Source organism: Ectothiorhodospira sp. 9100 (assembly GCF_022227565.1).
GTDB classification, from domain to species: Bacteria; Pseudomonadota; Gammaproteobacteria; order Ectothiorhodospirales; family Ectothiorhodospiraceae; genus Ectothiorhodospira; species Ectothiorhodospira marina.
Map to the genome: position 1 here is coordinate 21,694 of NZ_JAJNAN010000014.1, position 23,792 is coordinate 45,485.

Genomic DNA, 23,792 nt, shown 5'->3' on the forward strand with positions numbered 1-23,792 from the left:
GCGCCCACCATGGCCCGCGTTACCGTTGAAGATTGCCTGGACAATATGGACAACCGCTTCCACCTGGTGCTGGTCGCTGCCAAGCGCGCCCGGCAACTGGCTGGCGGTGCCCATGCCCATCTGGATTGGGAAAATGACAAGCCCACCGTGCTGGCCCTGCGCGAGATCGCCGAAGGCCTGGTAGGCCCCGAAGTGCTGGATGAAGTGGTGGCTCGGGAGCATGCCGACCCCTCCCAGGTGAGCGAAGAGGAGGTGCGAACGGAGATCTAGTCCCCCGTGCGGATCCTCATCGGGATCCGCGGGCAAGACAGGCCCGCAAGCATGCCCCATGGTCGAGAGTGCCACATCCACCCAGGCCTCCAGTACATCCGCGTCCCTGGACACCACCCGGTTCATGGCCAGGGATCTGTGCGCCTATCTGGAAAGCTACCTGGAGCCCGACCAGGTCAGCGAAGTCTATCGCGCCTATCTGTTTGGCGCCGAGGCCCATGAGGGTCAGACCCGCCTGAGCGGCGACCCCTATATCGTCCATCCCCTGGCCGTGGCCAAGACCATGGCCGAGATGCGGATGGACCATCGCAGCATCATCGCCGCCATCCTCCATGACGTCATGGAGGATACCCACATCAGCAAGGAACGGATCATCGAGGAATTCGGCGAGGATGTGGCCGAACTGGTGGATGGCGTCTCCAAGCTCACCCACCTGAAGTTCCGCTCCAAGGCCGAGGCGCAGGCCGAAAACTTCCGCAAGATGATGCTGGCCATCACCCGCGACCTGCGGGTGATCATGGTCAAGCTGGCGGATCGCCTGCACAACATGCGTACCCTGGGGGTCATGCGTCCGGACAAGGGCCGGCGCATCGCCCGGGAAACCCTGGAGATCTACGCCCCCATTGCCCAGCGCCTGGGCATGAATGCCATCCGGCGTGAACTGGAGGTGCTGGGCTTCGCCTCCCACAATCCGCTGCGCTACAAGGTGCTTCAGGATGCTGTGAAGAAATCCCGTGGGCATCGCAAGGAGGTGATGCAGAAGATCGAAACCGCCATCTGCTCGCGCATGGAGGAGGCGGGGATCGTCTCGCGCATCATCGGCCGGGAGAAAAACCTCTACAGCATCTACCGCAAGATGCGGCAAAAACGCCTCTCCTTCGAAGAGGTGTTCGATGTCTTTGCCATTCGCATCGTGGTGACCGACGTGGATGCCTGCTATCGGGCCCTGGGCGTGGTCCACAATCTGTACAAGCCGGTTCCGGGTCGCTTCAAGGACTACATCGCCATCCCCAAGGCGAACGGCTATCAGAGCCTGCACACCGTGTTGTTTGGCCCTCATGGTATCCCTATCGAGGTGCAGATCCGCACCGAGGAGATGGACCGGGTGGCCGAGAGTGGTATTGCCGCCCACTGGCTGTACAAGGCCGGGGATCGTCAGTCCGCCTCTGCCCAGGCCCGGGCCCGGGAATGGCTCAAGGGCGTGCTGGAGATCCAGCAGGCCGCTGGCAACTCCATGGAGTTCCTGGAAAACGTGAAGGTGGACCTGTTTCCCGAAGAGGTCTACATCTTCACGCCCCGGGGCGAGATCATGGAGTTGCCCAAGGGGGCCACGGCGGTGGACTTTGCCTACGCGGTGCACTCGGATGTGGGCAACACCTGCGTGGCGGCCAAGATCGATCGGCGCCTGGCGCCGCTGTCCACCAAACTGGAGAGTGGCCGTACAGTGGAGGTGATCACTGCCCCCGGTGCGCGCCCCAATCCTGCCTGGCTGAACTTCGTGGTGACCGGCAAGGCCCGGACCGCTATCCGGCATTACCTCAAGAATCTGCAGCAGGGTGAGGCCGTCAATCTGGGGCGGCGGTTGCTGGACAAGGCCCTGATCGGCGTGGGCAAAAGCCTGGAAGAGATCCCTCCGCAAGAGATGCAGCGCCTCCTGGAGGACCTGCAACTCCCCAATCTGGATGCCTTGCTGGGCGATGTAGGCTTGGGCAACCGCATGGCCACCCTGGTGGCCCGGCGCCTGAGCAGCGATGACATGGGAGATGACGCTGCCGCACCCTCACCGGCGAGTCTGGGCAAGCCCCTGGCGGTCAAGGGCACCGAGGGCATGGTGCTGTCATTTGCCAAGTGTTGTCACCCCATACCCGGTGATCCCATCGTGGGCGTGATGAGCGCCGGCCGGGGGCTGGTGGTGCATCGGGAGCCATGTCGCAACGTGGCCGAATACCGCAACAAACCGGACAAGTGGATCCCGGTGGCCTGGTCGGAGGATTCCACCCAGGAATATGCCGCCGCCATTCGCGCCCAGACCGCCAACAAACGAGGGGTGCTGGCGAATCTGGCCTCGGTGATTGCTGACATGGGATCGAATATCGAGAATGTCTCGTTCGATGAGCGCGATGGCCATGCCTCGACCATCACCTTCACCCTGAGCGTGCGCAGTCGCAAGCATCTGGCTGACCTGATGCGGCGCCTGCGCCGCGTGCCCGAGGTGCTGCGCATCTCTCGGGCACGGGGGTAAAGGCCTCCGGCGCGGGTCGATCCTACTCGCTTACGGCTCCCCGGGGGGCGCTGCGGCCGCCCTGCGAGGCGGTCTTCTTGTTGCTGAAGGTCTTCTTGCGTGCGCCGCCGTTGCCGCCGGCACGCGGTCGCTTGGGTCCGCTGCTGCGTGGTGCACGGCTGGCGGGTTCAGCGCTCTGCTCCCCGGGTTTTTTCTGATTGACCGGCGCCAGGGAGATTTCCAGCTCGATGAGCTCGTCCCATTGTTCTTCGGTTCGCTGGCTGTCGGGTATGGCCAGCAGGCTTTGCAGTCGACGGCGCGGAGAGGTGGGTTGGGAATCGTTCATGGCTAGGTCGTCGCGTGAGTGAGCGAAGGTAAGCGGGATGACAGGTCAATGGCTGACGTCATGGTCTTCATCTCCATGAGAGAATGGGCGGATCCCACGGGTGGGGGGGGGCTTGGGGTCAGGTCTCGCGGGCCTTATCCATGAGCCCTTCGGCGATATCCAGCAGGTCCTGATAGGTGCGGGCTTCTTCGCCCACCACCGCGTAGCGGCCATCCACCACCAGGGTGGGGACGCTGTTGACTCTAAAACGTGATTGCAGGCGGTCGCTGCGCGCCACCAGCGTCTGAGTGCGGGAGGCATGGAAGGCCTGGGAAAATTGCTCCATGTCGACGTCGCGATTCTCCATCCAGTCCATGATCGCCTGCTCGGTGAACAGCCGCTCACGACGCTGGCCAACGGCGTCGAAGACTTCCTGGTTCAGTCGCTCCAGTTCCCCGGTGGCCTCCAGGGCAAAGTACACGCGGGAAAGATTGGCCCAGGCAGAGCGGTTGAAGGAGACCGGGACTCGGCGGAACACCACATCGTCGGGCAGGCCCTCAACCCAGGGTTTCATCACCTGATTGAGCTGACCACAGAAGGGGCAGCCGTAGGAAAAGAACTTGAGCAATTCAATCTTGCCTTCGGGGGCCTCGCTCTGGGGGCGGGAGATGGCGCGCCAGTCACGTCCTTCCTGCAGTTCTGCCAGGGTGATGGGGGCGAGGGCCAGGCCCAGCCCCCCCACCAGAAATTGATTGAATCGACGTCGGGTCAACGGCATCAGTTTGCTCCAGGGGCAGGATCATTTGCTTTGGCTTCGGGCCGACCACCCTGGTTGCGTGACTTCAGGATCAGGTATGGGGTCTGGGTGTTCGGCCATGGACGGGCACAGGCCCGCCACCAGTGAAAGGTGGTGTCATCACAGCCTTTCGGAATGGGGCTCAATGCCCCGAGCCAGCGTGAAACCCGGTTCACGACAGGCATCATGCTCATGAGTGTAGCGGCCGCTTCGAGCCGCTCCTCCCTTTGTCCGGGATCCGCCCTGATCATGCCCGGATTGAGGCGCCGCGATCAATGGTGGGCCGTTGACCAAGTATTATACTGGCCCAAGGCTGCAAAATGCCATCAGCGCGACTTGATGAACATCAGGCGTCCGAAGAAGGCCATGGTCAGGATGATCCAGCCGATGGGATAAGGCAGTATGCCCAGCATGAAGGCCGTGAGGGTGGCAATCAGCAGGGCGCCGATGATCAGTAGTGGAATGTCCATATCCGTTTGAACATGCCCCGGGGCGGAAGTGCCCTGGAATATCATTTGAATTGGGGCCGGAGGCCCCATGGATGCCATGACAATCTTGATATCCCTTATCGGGGCTGGGGTGCTGATCGCTCTCGGTCTGTTCTCCCTGCGCCTGTGGCTGCAACGGGCCTTTCGTATCCGGGATCGGCGCTGGGTGAATGACCCTGAAAGCCTGGCCATCCCGGCCGAACGGGTCCGGGTGCCCACGTGCCGGGGGCGGACCTTGTCCGCCGCCTGGTATCTGAGCCACCCCGGCGCGCCGGTGGTGGTCATGGTGCATGGCTGGGGGGCCAATGGCTCGCATCTGCTGTTCATGGTGCCAAGGCTGCTGAGTGAGGGGCTCAACGTGGCGGTGTTCGATGCCCGTTGCCATGGTCAGAGCGATGATGACACCTTTGCCTCGCTGCCCCGCTTTGCCGAGGATGCCGAAGCCGTCATGGCCGGATTACGGGCGCGAGGCCACGGGGATTTCATCCTGCTGGGGCATTCCGTGGGGGCCGGTGCGGTGCTGCTCACCGCCTCGCGCAACCCGGGGATCCGGGCGGTGATCAGTCTGTCTGCCTTCTCCCACCCCGAACCCATGATGAACGGCTGGCTCCAGGAGCGGGGCATCCCCCGCCGGCCGTTGGGGCTGATCATCAATCGCAGCGTGGAATGGCTGATTGGTCATCGCTTTGATGACATCGCCCCGCGCACCACCGTGGCGAAGATCAAGGCGCCGCTGCTGCTGGTGCATGGCTGCCAGGATACGGTGGTGCCTCCCTGGCATGCCCGCCGTCTGGCCCAGGAAAACCCCCAGGCCACGTTGCTCAAATTGCCCGATGTGCAGCATAACGACCCAGAAGGCTTCGCTCGTCACGTGGCCCCCATCCTGGACTGGCTGCGCCCTCACCTGCGGCACCAGGCCCCTGTCGCCCCCTCGGAGCAAGAGCGTGTTACTGGAACCGGTTAGCATCCTGATCATCGCCACGGCGGCCTTCTTCGCTGGCATCATCAATGCCCTGGCCGGTGGCGGCAGTTTCCTTACCCTGCCGGCCCTGGTGTTTACCGGTGTGCCCCCGGTGGCGGCCAATGCCACTGGCACGGCGGCTCTGCTGCCGGGCTATCTGGCCAGTGCCTGGGCCTATCGGGATCTCATCAAGGCCCCGGCGGGGTTGTCGGTGCTGGCGGTGGTGGTCATCGGTGCCGTGGGGGGCGCTGCGGGTGCCTTGCTGCTGCTGGCCACCTCGGATCAGGCCTTCCGGGTGATCGTGCCCTGGCTGCTGCTGTTTGCCACGGTGTTGTTTGCCTTCGGGCCGCGTCTGCATGGGTTTCTGTCCCGGCGTGCGGGGCGTGGCCATGGCCTCTGGGGTCGGGTGGGGGTGCTGGCCGTGTGCGGCTATGGCGGGTATTTCAACGGTGGCATGGGCATCGTCATGCTGGCCATGTTCCGCCTGCTGGGTGTGCATGATCTTAATGTGGCCAACGGCCTGAAAAACCTGCTCTCCGCCGTGCTCACCGTGATTGCCGTGGCCATCTTCGTGGCTGGCGGCGCCATCTCTTGGCCGGAACTGCCCCCCATGGCCCTGGCCGCCGTCCTGGGCGGCTTCGCTGGCGCCCGAATCGGCCGTCGCCTGCCGCCGAATGTATTGCGCAACGGCATTGTTCTCGTGGGGGCGATCACGACGGTGATCTTTTTCCTGGAACTGTCCGGCTGAGCTGCCCCGGAACAAATGGCGCCTAAGCTGCGATGCCTTCCACGATAAGATGGCTCACATCGGTTCTTTCGCTGGCGTGCTCGAAGGTGATGGCGCACACGTTGCCGTCTGCATCGACGTCAAGGAGGGTTCTTTCATCCAGATCCCTGGATTCGGTAATCCCTTCGTCGCGGAACTCGATATAGAGCGTGTCCGTGTCATTGAAGTAGCTGATTTTCATAGTTTGAAGCTCCTGTCAAAGAAGGCGTTATGGACGGTTTCCCCGTCCGCCAATAACACCACCCTCAAATACCGCTCGTCCATCTCCTTGATGCTCGCCCATCGTCTGATGCGACCGTCTGCCTGGATGAATTCTCTTTCCGGGTGCTCGATGACATGACAGATCCACTCGTCCTTGATTCTGGCACGATCAGGCCTTGCTCGTGTTGCTTGGAAATACTTTGTTGTTTTCACTTGATGACGGGTTGGTCCATGGTATCCATTACCACCCAATGGCTTCCGGCAGCCACAGGGCGATCTGCGGGAAGACCACCAGCAGCCCCAGGGCGGCCATCTGAATGATCACGAAGGGCACGGCGCCCTTGTAGATGTCCGTGGTCTTGATGCCTCGGGGCGCCACCCCCTTCATGAAGATCAGCGACCATCCAAAGGGCGGCGTGAGGAACGAGGTCTGCAGGTTCATGGCGATCAGAATGGCGATCCACACCGTGGAAAACTCCGGGTAGCCCGCCAGAAAGGGCATGAACAGCGGCACCACGATGTAGGTGATCTGGATCCACTCCAGGAAGAACCCCAGCAGGAAGATCAGCAGCAGCATGAACAGCAGGGTGCCGTAGGGGCCGCCGGGCACCCAGTTGAACATGGCCTCCACCAGGAACTCCCCGTCCAGCCCACGGAAGGCCAGGGCGAAGACCTGCGACGCGATCAGCACGAAGAAGACCATGGCCGTGATGCGCACCGTGACCTTCAGGGTCTCCGACAGGATGGGGCGACTCAACCGGCCCATCACGGCCGCTACCACCATGGCACCCACGGCCCCTACGGCGGCTGCCTCAGTGGGGGCCGCGATGCCGCCGATAATGGACCCAAGGACTGCCAGCACCAGCGCCAGGGGAGGCAGGACCGAGGTGAACAGGTCCCGGATCAATTGACGGGTGCTCATGGCGGCCCGCTCGGCCGCATCCAGGGCCGGCACGTCGGCAGAATAGAACCAGGCCAGCACGAACAGATACAGCACGTACAGGGTGGCCAGCAGCAGCCCAGGGATCAGGGCCGCGGCAAACAGGCTACCCACGGAGAGGTTCATGGTGTCCGCCAGCACCAGCAGGACCAGGCTTGGAGGGATGATCTGTCCCAGGGTGCCTGCGGCGCAGATGGTGCCGCAGGCCACGGTGGGCTTGTAACCGCGCCGGAGCAACGTGGGCAGGGCCATGAGGGTGAGGGTGACGATGGCCGCCCCCATCAGCACACCCACCATGATCACCGCCAGGGCCATGCCGCCGGGCAGGGCGCCGCTGGCGTGGCCGATCACCTCCAGCATGCGTTCGGCCACGCGGGTCTTGTCCAGCATCACCCCCATGAAGACGAATAACGGAATGGCCAGCAGGGTGTAATTGGTGATGGTGCCGAAGATGCGGGCGGGCAGCAGTTCGAACAACCAGCCTTCAAAGCCGATGAAGCCGAAGATGAAGCCCACTGCCGCCACCGCGAAGGCCACCGGTATGCCGGTGAGCACCAGGACGAAGAAGGCGGCCACCATCATCAGGGCGATGTACTCAAGCGGCATGATCGGCGCTCCCTGCGTTGTGACGACGTGCATGGCGGTAATGGAAGACCAGGCGCCGGCCAATGCGTAGCAATTGCCGCAATGACTCGATGAGAATCAGTGCGAAGCCTACCAGGATCATGGCCTTGGGCAGGAAAAGCCAGGGCATCCCACCGGCATTGGGAGAGCCCTCGCCGCGCACATAGGCGATTTGTACAAAAGGCCAAGTGTAGTAGAGAACCAGCAGGGACACTGGAATGGCCACCAACAGCATGGTGATGCCATCCAGCCAGAGCTTGCCCACGCGGCTGAGGTGGTGAGAAAAGACATCCACGCGCACGTGTTCATCGGCGCGCATGGCATAGGCGATACCCGTCATGACCGTGAGGGACAGGACATACCACTCCAGTTCCTGTGACCAGACCGTGCCGATACCCAGGGCGTACCGCGCAGCCATGTTGATGAAGACCAGCAGCACCAACGCCGCCATGCTGACAGCCGCAACCCCGCCGGCCAGGCGGGTCACTTGGTTCAGGGCGCGTTCGATGCGCAGCAGGAGTCGGGACATGACGTTCTCCCAAACAGCACAAGGCCCCTCTCCCGCCAGCGGGAGAGGGGTTGGGGTGAGGGTGTATCAACCCAGGATCTTCTGTCCCAGATCCCGGATCTGGGTCTGGAACATGGTCTCCGAGTTGGCCTGCCAGCGGTCGTGGCGGGCCTTGAACCTGAAGTAGCTCTCGTGGACCTTGCGGGTGAGCTCATCGTTCGAGGCGCGGTCGCTGAGGATGTCCCGGGTTGCCTCCTGCAGGGCCTGGATCACATCGTCGGGCACGGGGCCGAACTGCACCCCATGGTTGTTCACCAGGTCGTCCAGGGCATCGGCATTGCGGGCCTCCAGCCAGGCGTGAGACGTGATATTGCAGGCTGCGGCGGCATTGCGCATGATCGCCTGCAGGTCCTTGGGCAGGGATTCCCAGGCGCGACGGTTCACCACCACCTCGGTACTGGTGGCCGGCTCGTGCCAGCCGGAGGAATAGTAGTATTTGGCGGCCCGATGCAGGCCCAGTTCCCGGTCGGAATAGGGCCCCACCCACTCGGCGGCATCGATGGCACCGCGTTCCAGCGCGGCAAACAGTTCGCCACCGGGCAGCAGGCGGGCATTGGCGCCAATGGCATTGTAGATGTCCCCCGCCAGGCCCGGCATGCGGATGTTCAGGCCCCTGAAATCCGCCAGGCTCTCCACCGGTTCCCTGAACCAGCCCATGGGCTGCACGCCAGTGCAACCCACCACGAGGGGGATCAGGTCAAAGGGTTCGTACACCTCCCGGTAGAGTTCGTAACCGCCGCCCTCGTTCAGCCAGGCGTTGTGCCCCTGGAAGGTCATGCCGAAGGGGACTGAGGTGAAATACTGGGCGGCAAAGGACTTGCCCGCCCAGTAATAGGCGCAGCCATGGTTGAGTTGCACCTGCCGGCCAGAGGAGGCGGCGTCAAAGCCCTCGAAGGCAGGGACCAGTTCGTTCGCGGAATAGACGCGGATGCGGATGCGTCCATCCGACATCTCTTCCACACGCCGGGCAAAATCCGTGGCGCTGCCAGGGCCGGTCTGGAAGAACGGCAGGCCGGCGGGCCAGGTGGTGGTCATGCGCCAGTTGAAGCGTTCCTGAGCCTTGACGATGGCTGGCGCCCCCAGCACGGCGGCGGCCCCTGTGGCCACCGCCGTGCCGGCCTTGAGGAAGTCGCGACGTTTGATGGACATGGTTGTGATCTCCTCGGTGGTTTCTGTTCTTGTGATTTGATTCGTTGGCTCTTGGGCCAGGGAAAATTATGACGCATCCGGGGCCTGGATGCCAGACGGGGTATCGGTGAGGGCCATGTTTCTGTGTCATGGATGTCCCCACCCCGTACGGGTCGTTCGCGAACGACCCGGCATGGGCACCGGCGTCACGGGCCTGTCGGGTAAGCCCGTGGGCTCGGAGCGTCCGGCCGGGCGCTTCTCGAAGCGCCCCTACGGGTGATGGGGTTGTGATGCGTATCTGAGGCGCCCCTACGGGTGATGGGGTTGTGAGGCATACCTGAGGCGCCCCTACGGGTGATGGGGTTGTGAGGCATACCTGAGGCGCCCCTACGGGTGACGGGGTTGTGAGGCGTGTCTCGAAGCGTTAAGGATGACGGTGCCGCAAAGCGTGTTATGACGCCTTGATCAGGGCTTCGGTGGCCTCCCAGACACGCCGGTTCATCTCGGGGGCGCGGGCCTGTGCGGGTGCCTTTACGGGGCCCTTGCGGGAGACATACTGGCCATTGAGGTTGGCCATCTCGGGGGCCGTGGCATAGTGAATCACCGACTGAGCCGCCTGGTTTGCCGTGGGGATGGCCCAGCCCAGCCAGCGTGCCACCGCCCGCCAGAAGGCGTTCTGCGCGCCGTCGGTACCGCCCAGGTTCGACATGAACACCCCGGGGAAGACGCAGTTCACGGTGACGCCGGAGCCTTCCAGTTGCCGTGCCAGTTCGAAGGTTGAGTGCAGCATCCCCAGCTTGGACTGCCCGTAGGCCTGCATCATGCGATAGCGTCGCTTCTCCCAGTTGAGATCGTCCAGGTCCATGGCCGTGTTGAACCGGGTGCCCACGTTGATGATCCGGGCCGGGGCGCTGGACTTGAGACGGGGGAGCAGCAGGCGGGTGAGCAGGAAGGGGGCCACATGATTGATGGCCAGGGCCTTTTCAATGCCATCGTGGGTGAGGCGTCGTTCCGGGAAGGCGCTGCCGGCGTTGTTGATGAGCAGGTGCAGCGCCTTGAAGTCGCGATTGAACTGCGCCGCCACGCGACGAACGTCTGATTGTTCCGCAAGATCACCGGTGATCAGGTGGATGTCTTCGTTGCCGCTCTCGGCGCGGATTTCCCAGCGGGCCTGTTCGCCGCGAGAGAGGGAGCGGCAGACCATCACCAGCGTCATGCCCCGGCGTGCCAGCTCCGTGGCGATGGCCTTGCCCAGACCGGAGTTGGCACCGGTGATGAGCGCGGTGTGTTGGGTGGGGTCAGAGGAGGCGGTGTTCATCGGGTATGTCCTTGATGAAAGCGGCCCTCACCCCACCCCCTCTCCCGCCTGCGGGAGAGGGGCTCAAAGATGGCAGCCAGTCTCGGGGAAGAAAGGCTGAGGGTGAGAGGGGGTCAAAATGCCCTTCTCCCCTCTGGGGAGAAGGGCTGGGGATGAGGGGCGCGGTGGGCACGGGCTTTACAGCAAGCGCTCAATATCCTGGGCGATGTCCTTCGGATCCGTATTGGGTGCGTACCGCCGGACCACCTGTCCCTCACGGTCCACCAGGAACTTGGTGAAGTTCCATTTCACCGCCTGAGTCCCCATCAGGCCCGGGGCCTGGGCCTTGAGGTGCTGGTAGAGGGGGTGGGCGTTGTCGCCGTTTACCTCCACCTTGGTGAACAGGGGGAAGTTTGCCTGAAAGCGCGTGCTGCAGAACTGGGCGATCTGGGATTCATCCCCAGGTTCCTGGTTGCCGAACTGGTTGCAGGGAAAAGCCAGGACGTCGAAACCGCGTTCATGAAAACGGTCCTGCAGGGCCTGCAGGCCACTGTACTGGCCCGTAAAGCCGCATTGACTGGCCACGTTGGTGATCAGCAGGACCCGTCCGGCAAATTCCGACAGCGGGCGGGGGTTGCCCTGGATGTCGGTGGCCTCGAAGTCATAGACGGAGGTGGGTGTCTCTGGCATGGGCTGTACTCCCTGGACCGATGATGAGTGCCATCCTGACAGGATGGATCACGAGGCCTTGAGAGTGCCCGATGTGAGGGTGGGGGTAAAGCGGACTGCGTGTGCTCGCCGCTCCCCCTCATCCCCGGCCCTTCTCCCCCGAGGGGGAGAAGGGAGCAATGAAGTCTTCTCCTTGGGATGGTGGACCCATGAGCCCCTCTCCCGCTGGCGGGAGAGGGGTTGGGGTGAGGGTGGTGGGCTTACCGCGGCAGGTCGGTGCGGCCCATCAGCCATTGATCCACCGAGCGGGCGCACTGACGACCCTCACGGATGGCCCACACCACCAGGGACTGGCCGCGACGCATGTCGCCGGCGGCAAATACGCCCTCGGCGCTGGTGTGATAGGCCTTGTCGCCCTCGGTGCTGCCCTTGACGTTACCGCGGGCGTCCAGCTCCATGCCCGATTTTTCCGTCAGTTCAGCCAGCATGCCTTCCTGCACAGGATGCACGAAGCCCATGGCCAGCAGCACGAGATCGCAGCGGATCTCCTGCTCGGTGCCGGGCACTTCGCTCATCTGGAAACGACCCTCGGCGTCCTTCTCCCACTTCACCGTGACCACCTTGGCCGCCTTCACATTGCCATGGCCATCATCAATGAAGCCCTTGGTGGCGATATTCCACATGCGGTCGCAGCCTTCCTCCTGGGAGCTGGAGGTGCGCATGCGGTTGGGCCAGTCGGGCCAGGTGAGGCCCTTGTCTTCCTTCTGCGGCGGCTTGTCCAGGATCTCCACCTGGGTGACGTGGGCCGCGCCGTGGCGGTTGGAGGTGCCGATGCAGTCGGAGCCGGTGTCGCCGCCGCCGATGACCAGCACGTGCTTGCCCTGGGCGCTGATGAAGTCGTCGTCGGGCACGAACACCCCCTGCACCCGCTTGCTGTTGCGGGTGAGGAAGTCCATGGCGAAGTGCACGCCGTTGAGCTCCCGGCCGGGAACCGGCAGGTCACGGGGCTTCTCTGAACCACCGGCCAGGACCAGTGCATCGTAGTCAGCCTGCAGCCGGGACACGGGGATGTCCACGCCGATATGGGACAGGGTATGGAAACGCACGCCCTCCGTGCGCATCTGGGCGATGCGCCGGTCGATGTGGGTCTTCTCCATCTTGAAGTCCGGGATGCCATAGCGCAGCAGACCACCGATGCGATCGGCCTTCTCGAACACGTCCACGTTATGACCAGCCCGGGCCAGTTGCTGGGCACAGGCCAGACCGGCAGGGCCGGAACCGATCACGGCCACGGTCTTGCCGGTGCGCCGATGGGCCACCTGGGGTTTGATCCAGCCTTCTTCCCAGGCCCGGTCAACGATGGCGCACTCGATGGTCTTGATGGTCACCGGCGTGTCGTCGATGTTGAGCGTGCACGAGGTCTCGCAGGGCGCCGGGCAGATGCGTCCGGTGAACTCCGGGAAGTTGTTGGTGGAATGCAGCACCTTGATGGCTTCTTCCCAGTCGTTCCGATAGACCAGGTCGTTCCAGTCGGGGATCAGGTTGTTCACCGGACAGCCCTGGTGGCAGAAGGGGATGCCGCAGTCCATACAGCGAGCCCCCTGTTCCTGCACCTGGTCGGGTTTCAGGGGAATGACGAATTCCCGGTAGTGCACGATGCGGTCGGCGGCCGGCTCGTAGTGCCGGTCGCGACGGTCGTATTCCATGAATCCGGTTGGCTTACCCATGGTTGGCGCTCCCTTCAAGCGTCTGGCTGGCCTTTGGCGGTTTGTTGGGCTCGGGCGGACGGGCCTTCTGGGCCTGGAGGTCTTCCAGTGCGCGGCGATAATCCACCGGCATGACCTTGACGAAGCGAGGCAGCCAGGCCTCCCAGTCGTCCAGGATGGTCTTGGCGCGGGTCGAGCCCGTGTAATCCAGATGGCGCTGGATCAGGCTCTTGAGGCGCTGGGCGTCGAAGCGGGTCATGTCGTGACTCACATTCACGCGACCGTGGGTCTCCAGGTCGCCGCCCTGGTGATCCCAGGACTCCAGGGCATCGTCCTCGGCGGCGATGGGTTCCAGTTCCACCATGGCCTGGTTGCAGCGGTCGGCAAAGCTGCCGTCCTCGTCCAGCACATAGGCGATACCACCGGACATGCCGGCAGCAAAGTTGCGGCCCGTGGTGCCCAGGCACACCATGATACCGCCGGTCATGTATTCACAACCGTGGTCACCCACGCCCTCCACCACCGCGGTGGCGCCGGAGTTGCGCACACAGAACCGCTCACCCGCCACGCCACGGAAGAACACCTCACCGCTGATGGCGCCGTAGAGCACCGTGTTGCCCACGATGATGTTGTCCTCGGCCGGGTTGATGGCCGAACGGGCGGGCGGATAGATGATGATGCGACCACCGGAGAGGCCTTTGCCCACGTAGTCGTTGGCCTCGCCTTCCATGTCGAGGGTCACGCCCTTGGCCAGCCAGGCCCCGAAGGACTGGCCGCCGGTGCCCGTGGCCTTGATGTGGATGGTGTCGTCCGGCAACCCCGCATGGCCATAACGCTCGGCCACGCGGCCGGAGAGCATGGTGCCCACGGTGCGGTGGTAGTTGCGGATCTGTGCCTGGATCGTCACCGGCTTGCCCTGGCTCAGGGCGGGCTCGGCCTGCTGGATCAGTTCGTGATCCAGGGCCTTGTCCAGGCCGTGATCCTGGAGTTCGCAGTGACGGATGGCCACGTCCGGGCCCACGTCCGGGCGGGTCAGGAGCTTGGTGTAGTCCAGACCCTCGGCCTTCCAGTGGTTGATGGCGCGACGCATCTCCAGGCGATCCGCCTGGCCGATCATCTCGTCCATGGTGCGGAAGCCCAACTTGGCCATCAGGCGACGGACCTCTTCGGCCACGAAGAAGAAGTAGTTGATCACATGCTCCGGCTTGCCAGTGAAGCGCTTGCGCAGTTCCGGATCCTGGGTGGCCACGCCCACCGGGCAGGTGTTCAGGTGGCATTTGCGCATCATGATGCAGCCTTCCACGATCAGCGGCGCGGTGGCAAAACCAAACTCATCGGCCCCCAGCAGGGCGCCGATGACCACATCACGGCCGGTGCGCAGACCGCCGTCCACCTGCAGGGAAACACGCCCGCGCAGACGGTTCATCACCAGGGTCTGATGGGTCTCGGCCAGGCCGATCTCCCAGGAGCTGCCGGCGTGCTTGATGGAGGTGAGCGGACTGGCGCCCGTGCCACCGTCATAGCCGGCGATGGTGATGTGATCCGCGTGAGCCTTGGAGACGCCCGCGGCCACGGTACCCACGCCCACCTCGGAGACCAGCTTCACGGAGACGCGGGCCTTGGGGTTGACGTTCTTCAGGTCGTGGATCAGCTGGGCCAGATCCTCGATGGAATAGATATCGTGATGCGGCGGCGGCGAGATCAGGGCCACGCCAGGGGTGGAATGACGCACCCGGGCGATCTGGGCATTCACCTTATGACCGGGCAGCTGGCCACCCTCACCGGGCTTGGCGCCCTGGGCCACCTTGATCTGGATGTCGTCGGCGTTCACCAGGTATTCGGTGGTGACGCCAAAGCGCCCTGAGGCCACCTGCTTGATGGCGGAACGCTCCGGGTTTCTGGCGCCGTCCGCCAGGGGCAGGAAGCGCTCCGGTTCCTCGCCGCCCTCGCCGGTGTTGGACTTGCCGCCGATGGCGTTCATGGCCTTGGCCAGGGTGGAGTGGGCCTCGTGGGAGATGGAGCCGAAGGACATGGCCCCGGTAGCGAAGCGCTTGACGATCTCCTTGGCCGGTTCCACCTCGTCCAGGGGGATCTCGCGGTCAGCGAAACGGAAGTCCATCAGGCCGCGGAAGGTGAGCAGGTTCTCGGTCTGCTCGTCGATCATGCGGGAGAACTCGGCAAAGGTGGCAGCATCGTTGGCGCGGGTGGCGTGCTGCAGCTTGGCGATGGTGTCCGGGTTCCAGACATGGCTTTCGCCACGCAGACGGAACGCATAGTCACCGCCCACATCCAGCTGGTCGCGGTAGATCTCCGCATGGCCATAGGCCTGCTGGTGCCAGCGCACGGCCTCTTCGGCCACCTGGGCCAGGCCAATGCCTTCCACGCGGGTCTGAGTGCCGGAGAAGTATTTGTCAACGAAGGCCGTGTTCAGGCCCACCGCGTCGAAGATCTGGGCGCCGCAATAGGACTCCAGGGTGGAGATGCCCATCTTGGACATCACCTTGAGCAGGCCCTTGCCCACGGCCTTGATGTAGCGTTTCTGGGCCTCTTCAAAGCTCAGCCGCTCGGGCAGGCGATCCAGCATGGACTGGATGGTGTCGAAGGCCAGATAGGGGTTGATGGCCTCGGCGCCATAACCCCCCAGGGTGGCGAAGTGATGCACTTCCAGGGCGGCACCGGTCTCCACGACAATGCCGGAGCTGGTGCGCAGGCCCTTGTCGATCAGATGGTGATGCACTGCGGAGGTGGCCAGCAGCATGGGGATCGGCACGCGATCCTGGTTGGTATCCCGGTCGGACAGGATCAGGATGTTGAAGCCATCGAGCACCGCCTGCTCGGCCTTGGCGCACAGGGTCTCCAGGGCGGTTTCCATGCCCTCGGCCCCTTCGGAAGCCGCATAGCACACATCCAGGGTACGGGTGCGGAAGGCACCGCTGGAGTTGTATTCGATGTGACGAATACGCTCCAGATCCTGGTTGGTGAGCACTGGTTGCGGGGTCTCCAGGCGCCAGTGCTGACCAGCCTCGTTGATGCCCAGCAGATTGGGGCGCGGGCCGATCATGCACACCAGCGACATGACCAGTTCCTCGCGGATCGGGTCGATGGGCGGGTTGGTCACCTGGGCAAAGTTCTGCTTGAAGTAGTTGGACAGGTTCTTGGGCCGGGTCGAGAGCACCGAGGGGGGGTTGTCCGCACCCATGGAGCCCACGGCCTCCTGGCCGGTGAGCACCATGGGGGTGAGCAGGAACTTGAGATCCTCCTGGGTGTAGCCGAAGGCCTGCTGGTAGTCCAGCAGGGTGGCGTCATCGGGGGCCATGGGGCCGACGCCAGTGGGCAGGTCTTCCAGGCGAATCTGGGTCTTCTTGAGCCATTCCCCATAGGGGCGGGCCTCGGACAGCTGGGCCTTGACCTCATCATCACTGATGATACGGCCTTCTTCCAGATCAATCAGCAGCATGCGACCGGGCTGCAGACGCCATTTCTTGACGATGCGTTCTTCGGGGATGTCCAGCACGCCCATTTCCGAACCCAGGATCACCATGTCGTCATTGGTGACCAGGTAGCGGGCCGGGCGCAGGCCGTTGCGGTCCAGGGTGGCACCGATCTGCCGGCCATCGGTGAAGCACATGGCGGCGGGGCCGTCCCAGGGCTCCATCAGAGCCATGTGGTACTCGTAGAAGGCGCGGCGCTTCTCGTCCATCAGGGTGTTGCCCGACCAGGCCTCGGGGATGAGGATCATCATGGCGTGAGCCAGGGAGTAGCCTCCCATCACCAGCAGTTCCAGGGCGTTGTCAAAGCAGGCGGAGTCGGACTGGCCCTCGGGGATCAGCGGCCAGATGGTGTCCAGGTCATCGCCCAGCACCTCGGAGCGCATGGTGTGGCGGCGGGCCGCCATCCAGTTCACGTTGCCGCGCAGGGTGTTGATCTCGCCGTTGTGGCAGACCATGCGGAACGGCTGCGCCAGATCCCAGGTGGGGAAGGTGTTGGTGGAGAAGCGCTGGTGCACCAGCGCCAGGGCGCTGACGAAGGTCTCGTCCTGCAGGTCCAGATAGTAGTGGCCCACCTGGCCGGCCAGCAGCATGCCCTTGTAGTTGACCGTGCGGGAAGACATGGAGCACACATAGCAGGCATCCACACCGTGCCCGGCATCGCGGATGTCGTTGTCCATGCGCTTGCGGATCACGAACAGTTTGCGTTCGAAGGCGTCTTGATCGGGGCAGTTATCCCCTCGGCCGATGAATACCTGGCGCACCACCGGTTCGCTGGGCAGCACGCTCTCGCCCAGGTCGCTGTTGTCCACGGGGACGTCGCGCCAGCCCAGTACGGTCTGACCGCCTTCCTGGATGTGCTTCTCGATGATGGTCTGCATCTGTTCGCGCAGGCCGGCATCCTGAGGCAGGAAGATCACCCCCACGCCGTAGCGGCCGACCTCCGGCAGGTCGAACCCGACCTTGGAGCGGAAGAAGGCGTCCGGAATCTGCACCAGGATACCGGCCCCATCGCCGGCCTTGGGGTCGGCGCCGACGGCACCCCGGTGATTGATGCGTTCCAGGATTTCCAGGCCCTGCGCGACGATCCGATGACTCTTCTCGTTTCTGATGTGGCACACAAAGCCGACACCACAGGCATCGCGCTCCAGGGATGGATCATATAGGCCCTGTTCGGGCGGTAAGGCGTGAAAACTCATCGTTGACCTCGCTGATATCTGGTCGCTGGTCGGCATCCGCGGCAATCTGACGCAGGGGGCTGGCGTTGCAAGGGCTGGGGATCGCCCACTCTCACAGGCCCGCGCGGAAGGCCATCAACCGGCGGGCTTGGGAGAGTAAAGCGAAACTTTTCATTGTGCCAGTGTTTGTCACCTAAAAGGGCAAGGAATTGCGTGGTATGCACTGTTTCAGTGCGCGCTTGCGCCATTTTGGGGCGCTATTGGCCTCCTTGCAGGCTGGCACCCGTGGCCGCCAGAGGCGTCATGTCCCGAATATGCAGGTCCATCTGAGGATAAGCAATTTCGATGCCCTCCTTACGAAAGCGCTTGATGATGGCGTGATGCAGTTCGCTGATGGTGAGCAGCCGCTCCCGTAACTGGCACACATACACCCGCAATTCGAAGGTGAGCGCGCTGTCGCCGAAGTTGAGGAAGAACACCGTGGGTTCCGGATCATCCAGCACCTGGGGGTTCTCCTGGGCCACTTCCATCAGGATCTCCTGCACCTTGTCCACATCCGAGTCGTAGCTGACGCCCACCGGGATCACCAGGCGGGTCGTGGTGTCGGAGAGGGTCCAGTTGATCAGGCGTTCGGTGATGAAGTTCTTGTTGGGTACAACCACTTCCCGGTTGTCCCAGTCCACGAGGGTGGTGGCCCGGGTGCGGATGCGGGCCACGGTACCACTGTATTCACCAATGGTGATGGTGTCGCCCACACGGATGGGGCGCTCCAGCAGCACGATCAGGCCGGAGACGAAATTGGCCACCACCTCCTGAAGGCCAAAGCCCAGACCCAGGGTGAGCGCCGCCACCATCCACTGCAGTTCGCTCCAGCGCAGGCTCAGCAGGGAAAAGACAGTGATCACCGCCACCACAGCCAGCACATAGCGCAGCAGCATGGTGGTGGTGTAGCGGCCGGCGGCGTCCAGTGTGGTGCTGCGGGCCAGCAGGATCTCCACCAGCCCGGGCAGATTGCGCGCCGCCAGGGTGAAGACGACCCCCAGGAATCCGGCCAGCAGGAAATCCTGCAGGCTCACCCGACTGAGTATTTCAGCATCGCCCACGACGATGGTGCGTGACCAGAGGGTGACGCCATCCAGCCAGGTCAGCGCCGGCAGCATGTCCGACCAGGCCCAGAACAGGGCCAGGATCATCCCCGCCCCGGCGGCGGTGCGCAGCAGGGTTCGGGTCTGCTGGTTCACGTCCTCCAGGCTCAGGTGGCGCTCGGGGATATCCAGGCCGCCCTCGGCGCCGGCGATGCCGCTGCCCTCCGCGGCAGCGGCCTTGGCCCGTTGCTCTCGCATGCGGCGGATGAGCAGGCGGGTTTCGCTGAGGATCAGTGCCCGGGCGGCCAGGCTGGAGGCCAGCCACACCAGCCCCAGGACAATGACCGTATCGATGATGCGTGCCATCAGTTCGCCGACGGTGAGCAGGTATCCGGCCAGGGTCAGGGTGGCCAGGATCAGGGTGGCGGTTGCCAGGGTCATGCGCAGCAGGCGCCGGCGTCGTTCCGGGATCGGGAAAGGTGTGCCCTCGGGGGGCTGCGCCAGCAGGTTCCAGCCCAGCAGGCCCGTGATGATGACGGAGGCGAGCAGGCCCAGCCGCCCGAAGATATCGAAGACCAGCTCGCTGGGATGGGCAAAGGCCAGTGCCAGGAAGAGGATCAGCGCCAGTTGCGTGGGCAGGTACCAGGTGAGATGGCGGCGCAGGCGTTGCAGGGTCAGTTCATTCCAGCCGAAATGGGCGCGTGCCACGCCATGGGTCGATGTGAACAGCAAGACCAGGTGACCCGCCATCCACCAGATGGAGGCACTGAAGAGCATGGTGGCCAGGACCTCGACGCCGAATTCCACCTCCGGCATCAGTTCCAGGCGCAGCGAGGTGATCATCAGCAGTAACGGGATGGGGGCGGCCCGTACCAGGCTCCATCCCAGGGCCAGCAGGGTCAGTTTGATGTGATCGGTAAAACGGTGCCGAGTCTTTTCCGCCAGCGCCCTGAGTTGACTCGGCGTGCCCCGGCCCCAGGCGTAGAGCACGCTCACCACCAGCAGTGTGAGCAGCATCGCCACCGGGCTGCCAATGGTCACTTCCCGAAGTGCCCAGCGGATCTCCCGCCATGAAGCGGGGTCTGCCAGGCTGGTGACGGCGCTGGGGGCCGCCATGGCCCAGTCCAGGCTCACCGGTGTGTGGCTGGGCCACCACAACAGGGTTTCCCTGAGGATCTGTTGCAATTCGTCCACCAGTGCCACCACGGACCGGGCACGCAGGTCCGCCTGGCGTAGCTGGTCGGCCAGGACCTCCTCCGCCTGCAGATGGACCGCCAGCGCCTCCTGCTGGATGCGTGTCAGTCCCGCCCGGGCCCGGTCGTCGGCGGCAGTGATGACCGGGGTGGGAGAGGATCGCACGGTCTGTTCCCGCAGGCTGATGCTCTTCAGTCTGGCTTGAGCCAGTTCCTGCTCAATGTCAGCCAGGGCGTAACTGATTTCGTCCAGGTCGCGCAGGCGTCGCTGCTCTTCAAGGAACAGTCCGCCCAGGGCCTCATTGAGGCCGCTGACCTCCAGACGCTCGCGCACATTCGTCAGCGTCTGCGTCAGTTCCCGCTCCAGGCGGGTGTAGCGTTCCCGATCCGCCTGCAGTTCCCGGATGCGGGTCTGGGTGCGGGCAATCTCCTGGAAACGGGTATTCAGGGACTGAATCTCGCCAGCAAACCGTGCACGGGCATCCGGTTCCTGGTTCACCAGGCGCCGCAGGTCGGCGCGCAGGTTGCGCAGTTCCTCCGTGGAACGCTCATTCAGTTCTCGCTGTAATTGGGTGGTCCGCAGGGCCAGCCAGCGGGACTCCAGCTCCAGGGCCAATGCCTCCAGGGACAGGGTTTCCATGCGCGGAGGCAAGGTCTGGGCATCCAGTTGCGCGGCGATGATGCGGGCATCCGCCTGGCGTATCAGGGCCTGGGAAGCGGCTTCCTGTGCCTCGTTCATCTCCGCGCCATTGATCGTCTGGTCCTGATCCATGGCCTGTTGACGCTCGCGGCTCAGGCGTTCCAGGGTTTCGGCCTGGCTGCGGGATTGTTCCTCCAGGCGCGTCAGGGTGATTCGCTTCTGGTCCAGCTCCAGCGCGGCCTGCTGGCGTCGGCGCTCCAGGGTTGTGAAGTCCTGGTCGATATCCTCAATGGTCCGCTCGGCCTCGATGGCGGTCAGGGGGGCCACCGATTGCCGGATTCGGTCCATCAAATCATTTAGCCGCTGCGGTGTGGAGCGGGCCGTGTTGGCCCGTTCCAGTGCGCCACGCACGCGGTCGGCTGCTGCCTGCTCCCGCTCCAATGCGCTCTGCCAGAGGGCTTGTTCAGTGCTTTCCAGGCTTTCGTCCCCGGCCCGTTGAGTCAGGTGTTGCTCGGGGCTCTGCTCCAGCCAGTCATTGGCTGGCCGGGTATCAATGGCATCAATCAAGGGGGCCAGGCGGTCGCGGCCCGCCGCCATTTCGTCCAGCAGTGCCTCTATCTCCGCCTGGGTGACCTGGGACAGGGGGGCGGGGCCTTGCGGCTCCTGGGCATGCAGGGGGAATGACAACGGCAGGATCAGACACAGGATCAGCAGGCTGGACAGGATGCGGTACATGGTCTTCCGAGGGGTTGAAAAGAGGGCGTCGCGACCCGAAGGTATCCGCGATACCGCCCGTTACATTATCTTGTCAGTTTATACCCATTGCCGGTGTCGCCCATCATGAATACAGCAGAATCCACGTCTCGATCTTCCACTGCCCGCACCGTCTCGCTGGTGCTCGGTTCCGGCGGTGCCCGCGGGCTGGCGCACATCGGCGTGATTCAGGAACTGGAGGCTCAGGGCTATGAGATCCGGGCCATCGCTGGCAGTTCCATGGGGGCGCTGGTGGGCGGGATTTATGCGCTGGGGGAGCTGGATACCTATGCAGAGTGGGTCAAGGGCCTGGAGCAGTCGGATGTGCTGGGTCTGCTGGACTGGAGCTTTTCCGGGGGAGGAATCATACGGGGTGAAAAGCTCATCAAAAAGCTCAAGGAGCTGGTGGGGGAGCGCGACATCGAGCATCTGCCCATCAGCTATACGGCGGTGGCCGTGGATATCGAGCGGGGCAAGGAGCTTTGGATTTCCGATGGTTCACTGTTCGATGCCATCCGCGCCTCGATTGCCATTCCCGGGGTGTTCACGCCGCATCGCTATCGGGGGCGCACCCTGGTGGATGGTGGGCTGCTCAATCCGGTGCCGGTGGCGCCCACCCTGCGCACCCTGACGGATCTGACCATTGTGGTGGATGTGAATGGTCCTGCCTCCGACTCCAGTTCGGAGACGGACGAGGAAGGCGCACCGGCCAATGGCAAGCAAGGGCTGCTGAGGCGGATGCGTGGCTATGTGGAATCCTTGGGTAGCGATGGCAGTCCGGAGGCACCCGAGGGGCTGGCGGTATCCGAGGTGTTGATGCGCTCACTGGACACCATGCAGGCGGCGCTGACGCGACAACACCTGGCCGTGTTTCGCCCGGACCTGGTGATCAGTGTGCCCAAGAATGTCTGCATGATCCACGAGTTTCACCGCGCGGGGCCGGTGGTTGACCTGGGTCGGGAATTGGCCCGGGAGGCCCTGGACAGTGCCCGGAAGGCGTCTTCAGGGCCAGCATGAGGGCGCCACAGAACACCGCGCCCGCCTTTCCCCTCATCCCCAGCCCTTCTCCCCGGCGGGGAGAAGGGAGCTCATGCTCAGGTCAATTTCCGTTGTTGCCCCTCTCCCCGCCGGGGAGAGGGGTTGGGGTGAGGGGAGGGGAGGGCTCGTAGAGTCTACTTCCCCCGCTCGCCTTCCTTCGGTTCCAGCCCGTAGGGCTCCACCAGGCGCCATACATGGTCCGGGATCATGTTGTGCATGCGCTTGGGCAAGGCCCGACGCAGGTGCAGGATCGTCTCCACCGCCTTCATTTCCACCCGGGCGCGGGCGAACTCCAGGCCGCGGGGGCCGATACGCGGCATCAGGAAGGCGGCGAGGGGGCGGGCCCAGTCGGGCATGCTGCGCAGCGGCAGGCCGCCGGCGGCCCGCTCGGTGTTCTTCATGAACCCGGTCACCGGCCCCTGGCGCTTGCCGGCACTGGTGGGCGCCTTGAGGGTGACCTCGTCCCCCAAAAGGTCCAGCATCTCCTGCCCCCGGTCATTGCGAACCACCAGCCACTGCTCCCCACGTCCGGCCATGTAGCCCACCGTGATGTCCGCCAGCACATTGGTGTAGTCCACGCAGGTCTGGCAGGTGAGGGGAAAGAAGTCCCTGGGCAGCTTGGAGATGGGCAGTTTGAGGAAGGGGATGGTGCGTACCCGACCGTCGGTGAAGCGCAACTCCACATGGTAGTCGGCGCGAAATTCCAGGTAGGTGACGGTTTCCGGTTGTTCCGAGAGCAGGGCCAGAAACTCGTGAAAGTGCTCTGTCGTGGTGTTGTCGGAGCACGGGGTGCCGATCACGTAAAGTGACTCGATATCCAGTTCCTGCTGCAGGGCGCGCAGGGGGTACACCTGGCAGGGCAGACCGATGATCGCCAGTCGCTTGTAGCCTTGTGCCAGCGCCGGTTCCAGGTGTGCCAGCAGCGGGGCATAGCCCATGCGCATGCCCCGGCAGCGGGCCATGTCCTCGGCGCGGGTGACGAGCACCGGTTCCGGGCGCCAGAAATCATCGGCGGCGGGTTGCATGGTGAGTACCGCATCCACACGGCTTGTCTCCAGCAGGCGTTCGGCCAGTCGGGTGGTGATGCCCGTCCATTGGGCGCCCTTCCGCGGCGGTTGCAGCGCAGCCTGGTGCATCGCCTGATAGGGGCCGAAGAAGCCTTCGTCCTCGCGCTCCGGGTTGCGGGCACGGCCGTGCACCTGGGCCTCCATCCGGGGGTAACGGGGATGGATGAACTGGCAGGCATGGCCGCAGCGGCGCGGATCGTGGGTGCGGGTGATGCCGCAATCGGTGCACAGGTCCCGGTGGGGGAGTGCCTCGTCGGTGGGCGCATTCTGCTGTGTGGGGGATTGCAGGGGCATGGAACAGGTTCCTGATCGGTGCCGGGCGGTAACTGGAGGGGGTGAGCTTACTGCATTTCATGGGGCTTATCCCAG

General features: G+C 64.0%; 18 protein-coding genes. 5 read left to right on the forward strand and 13 right to left on the reverse strand.

Annotated elements, in window-relative coordinates:
• The first annotated feature begins 9 nt into the window (after positions 1-9).
• The gene (rpoZ, locus tag LPW29_RS06340; protein ID WP_090252486.1) at positions 10-270 is read left to right on the forward strand and encodes a DNA-directed RNA polymerase subunit omega; all 261 of its coding nucleotides are present in this window, start codon (positions 10-12) and stop codon (positions 268-270) included.
• A 58-nt stretch (positions 271-328) separates the two neighbouring features.
• Positions 329-2,512: a bifunctional GTP diphosphokinase/guanosine-3',5'-bis pyrophosphate 3'-pyrophosphohydrolase gene (gene spoT, locus LPW29_RS06345; protein ID WP_238627319.1), complete on the forward strand. Its 2,184-nt coding sequence runs from the start codon at positions 329-331 to the stop codon at positions 2,510-2,512.
• Between the two features lie 22 nt (positions 2,513-2,534).
• Here spoT and LPW29_RS06350 read toward each other — a convergent pair whose 3' ends face one another.
• The 3 genes from LPW29_RS06350 to LPW29_RS06360 all read right to left on the reverse strand — a co-directional run bounded on the left by LPW29_RS06350 (position 2,535) and on the right by LPW29_RS06360 (position 4,082).
• Positions 2,535-2,837 (reverse strand): hypothetical protein, encoded by a 303-nt coding sequence (locus tag LPW29_RS06350; protein WP_238627320.1) that lies wholly within the window; start codon positions 2,835-2,837, stop codon positions 2,535-2,537.
• A gap of 118 nt (positions 2,838-2,955) precedes the next feature.
• Entirely contained in the window at positions 2,956-3,594 is a 639-nt protein-coding gene (locus LPW29_RS06355) for a thiol:disulfide interchange protein DsbA/DsbL (RefSeq protein ID WP_238627321.1), read from the reverse strand.
• A gap of 344 nt (positions 3,595-3,938) precedes the next feature.
• Complete coding sequence (locus LPW29_RS06360; RefSeq protein WP_238627322.1) at positions 3,939-4,082, reverse strand: hypothetical protein; 144 nt, start codon at positions 4,080-4,082, stop codon at positions 3,939-3,941.
• Positions 4,083-4,158: 76 nt separating this feature from the next.
• On the opposite strand from LPW29_RS06360, the gene LPW29_RS06365 reads away from it, so the two are divergent.
• The gene (locus tag LPW29_RS06365) at positions 4,159-5,064 is read left to right on the forward strand and encodes an alpha/beta hydrolase (protein WP_238627323.1); all 906 of its coding nucleotides are present in this window, start codon (positions 4,159-4,161) and stop codon (positions 5,062-5,064) included.
• Positions 5,051-5,809, forward strand: coding sequence for a sulfite exporter TauE/SafE family protein (locus LPW29_RS06370; protein ID WP_255705735.1), 759 nt, complete (start codon positions 5,051-5,053; stop codon positions 5,807-5,809). Before LPW29_RS06365 ends, LPW29_RS06370 begins: the two co-directional genes overlap by 14 nt.
• A 22-nt stretch (positions 5,810-5,831) precedes the next feature.
• On the opposite strand, the gene LPW29_RS06375 is transcribed toward LPW29_RS06370, so the two are convergent.
• The 9 genes from LPW29_RS06375 to LPW29_RS06415 all read right to left on the reverse strand — a co-directional run bounded on the left by LPW29_RS06375 (position 5,832) and on the right by LPW29_RS06415 (position 21,300).
• Positions 5,832-6,029 (reverse strand): DUF2283 domain-containing protein, encoded by a 198-nt coding sequence (locus tag LPW29_RS06375; RefSeq protein ID WP_238627325.1) that lies wholly within the window; start codon positions 6,027-6,029, stop codon positions 5,832-5,834.
• Positions 6,030-6,290: 261 nt separating this feature from the next.
• Positions 6,291-7,595 carry a TRAP transporter large permease gene (locus tag LPW29_RS06380; protein WP_238627326.1) on the reverse strand — a complete coding sequence of 435 codons (1,305 nt, stop codon included), beginning with the start codon at positions 7,593-7,595 and terminating at the stop codon, positions 6,291-6,293.
• The gene (locus tag LPW29_RS06385; protein WP_238627327.1) at positions 7,585-8,142 is read right to left on the reverse strand and encodes a TRAP transporter small permease subunit; all 558 of its coding nucleotides are present in this window, start codon (positions 8,140-8,142) and stop codon (positions 7,585-7,587) included. The genes LPW29_RS06380 and LPW29_RS06385 overlap by 11 nt, the downstream gene beginning before the upstream one ends.
• Before the next feature lie 66 nt (positions 8,143-8,208).
• The gene (locus tag LPW29_RS06390; RefSeq protein WP_238627328.1) at positions 8,209-9,330 is read right to left on the reverse strand and encodes a TRAP transporter substrate-binding protein; all 1,122 of its coding nucleotides are present in this window, start codon (positions 9,328-9,330) and stop codon (positions 8,209-8,211) included.
• Between the two features lie 430 nt (positions 9,331-9,760).
• Entirely contained in the window at positions 9,761-10,627 is an 867-nt protein-coding gene (locus LPW29_RS06395; protein WP_238627329.1) for an SDR family NAD(P)-dependent oxidoreductase, read from the reverse strand.
• Between the two features lie 177 nt (positions 10,628-10,804).
• On the reverse strand, positions 10,805-11,296 hold the full coding sequence (locus tag LPW29_RS06400) for a glutathione peroxidase (RefSeq protein ID WP_238627330.1): 492 nt from the start codon (positions 11,294-11,296) through the stop codon (positions 10,805-10,807).
• A 239-nt stretch (positions 11,297-11,535) separates the two neighbouring features.
• The gene (locus tag LPW29_RS06405) at positions 11,536-13,002 is read right to left on the reverse strand and encodes a glutamate synthase subunit beta (RefSeq protein WP_238627331.1); all 1,467 of its coding nucleotides are present in this window, start codon (positions 13,000-13,002) and stop codon (positions 11,536-11,538) included.
• Positions 12,995-17,668 (reverse strand): glutamate synthase large subunit, encoded by a 4,674-nt coding sequence (gene gltB / locus LPW29_RS06410; RefSeq protein WP_238627332.1) that lies wholly within the window; start codon positions 17,666-17,668, stop codon positions 12,995-12,997. The genes LPW29_RS06405 and gltB overlap by 8 nt, the downstream gene beginning before the upstream one ends.
• A gap of 236 nt (positions 17,669-17,904) precedes the next feature.
• The gene (locus tag LPW29_RS06415; RefSeq protein WP_238627333.1) at positions 17,905-21,300 is read right to left on the reverse strand and encodes a mechanosensitive ion channel domain-containing protein; all 3,396 of its coding nucleotides are present in this window, start codon (positions 21,298-21,300) and stop codon (positions 17,905-17,907) included.
• 105 nt (positions 21,301-21,405) lie between these two features.
• Between LPW29_RS06415 and LPW29_RS06420 the strand changes: the two genes are divergently transcribed.
• Positions 21,406-22,335, forward strand: coding sequence for a patatin-like phospholipase family protein (locus LPW29_RS06420; protein WP_238627334.1), 930 nt, complete (start codon positions 21,406-21,408; stop codon positions 22,333-22,335).
• 155 nt (positions 22,336-22,490) lie between these two features.
• Here the strand turns inward: LPW29_RS06420 and LPW29_RS06425 are convergent, their stop codons facing one another.
• Positions 22,491-23,717 (reverse strand): Coenzyme F420 hydrogenase/dehydrogenase, beta subunit C-terminal domain, encoded by a 1,227-nt coding sequence (locus LPW29_RS06425; RefSeq protein WP_238627335.1) that lies wholly within the window; start codon positions 23,715-23,717, stop codon positions 22,491-22,493.
• Between the last annotated feature and the right edge of the window lie 75 nt (positions 23,718-23,792).

Bases quoted from the DNA above. Each gene is read 5' to 3' on its own strand.
- rpoZ (WP_090252486.1), top strand. From the start codon at position 10: ATGGCCCGCGTTACCGTTGAAGATTGCCTGGACAATATGGACAACCGC.
- spoT (WP_238627319.1), top strand. From the start codon at position 329: ATGGTCGAGAGTGCCACATCCACCCAGGCCTCCAGTACATCCGCGTCC.
- LPW29_RS06350 (WP_238627320.1), bottom strand. From the start codon at position 2,837: ATGAACGATTCCCAACCCACCTCTCCGCGCCGTCGACTGCAAAGCCTG.
- LPW29_RS06355 (WP_238627321.1), bottom strand. From the start codon at position 3,594: ATGCCGTTGACCCGACGTCGATTCAATCAATTTCTGGTGGGGGGGCTG.
- LPW29_RS06360 (WP_238627322.1), bottom strand. From the start codon at position 4,082: ATGGACATTCCACTACTGATCATCGGCGCCCTGCTGATTGCCACCCTC.
- LPW29_RS06365 (WP_238627323.1), top strand. From the start codon at position 4,159: ATGACAATCTTGATATCCCTTATCGGGGCTGGGGTGCTGATCGCTCTC.
- LPW29_RS06375 (WP_238627325.1), bottom strand. From the start codon at position 6,029: ATGAAAATCAGCTACTTCAATGACACGGACACGCTCTATATCGAGTTC.
- LPW29_RS06380 (WP_238627326.1), bottom strand. From the start codon at position 7,595: ATGCCGCTTGAGTACATCGCCCTGATGATGGTGGCCGCCTTCTTCGTC.
- LPW29_RS06385 (WP_238627327.1), bottom strand. From the start codon at position 8,142: ATGTCCCGACTCCTGCTGCGCATCGAACGCGCCCTGAACCAAGTGACC.
- LPW29_RS06390 (WP_238627328.1), bottom strand. From the start codon at position 9,330: ATGTCCATCAAACGTCGCGACTTCCTCAAGGCCGGCACGGCGGTGGCC.
- LPW29_RS06395 (WP_238627329.1), bottom strand. From the start codon at position 10,627: ATGAACACCGCCTCCTCTGACCCCACCCAACACACCGCGCTCATCACC.
- LPW29_RS06400 (WP_238627330.1), bottom strand. From the start codon at position 11,296: ATGCCAGAGACACCCACCTCCGTCTATGACTTCGAGGCCACCGACATC.
- LPW29_RS06405 (WP_238627331.1), bottom strand. From the start codon at position 13,002: ATGGGTAAGCCAACCGGATTCATGGAATACGACCGTCGCGACCGGCAC.
- gltB (WP_238627332.1), bottom strand. From the start codon at position 17,668: ATGAGTTTTCACGCCTTACCGCCCGAACAGGGCCTATATGATCCATCC.
- LPW29_RS06415 (WP_238627333.1), bottom strand. From the start codon at position 21,300: ATGTACCGCATCCTGTCCAGCCTGCTGATCCTGTGTCTGATCCTGCCG.
- LPW29_RS06420 (WP_238627334.1), top strand. From the start codon at position 21,406: ATGAATACAGCAGAATCCACGTCTCGATCTTCCACTGCCCGCACCGTC.
- LPW29_RS06425 (WP_238627335.1), bottom strand. From the start codon at position 23,717: ATGCCCCTGCAATCCCCCACACAGCAGAATGCGCCCACCGACGAGGCA.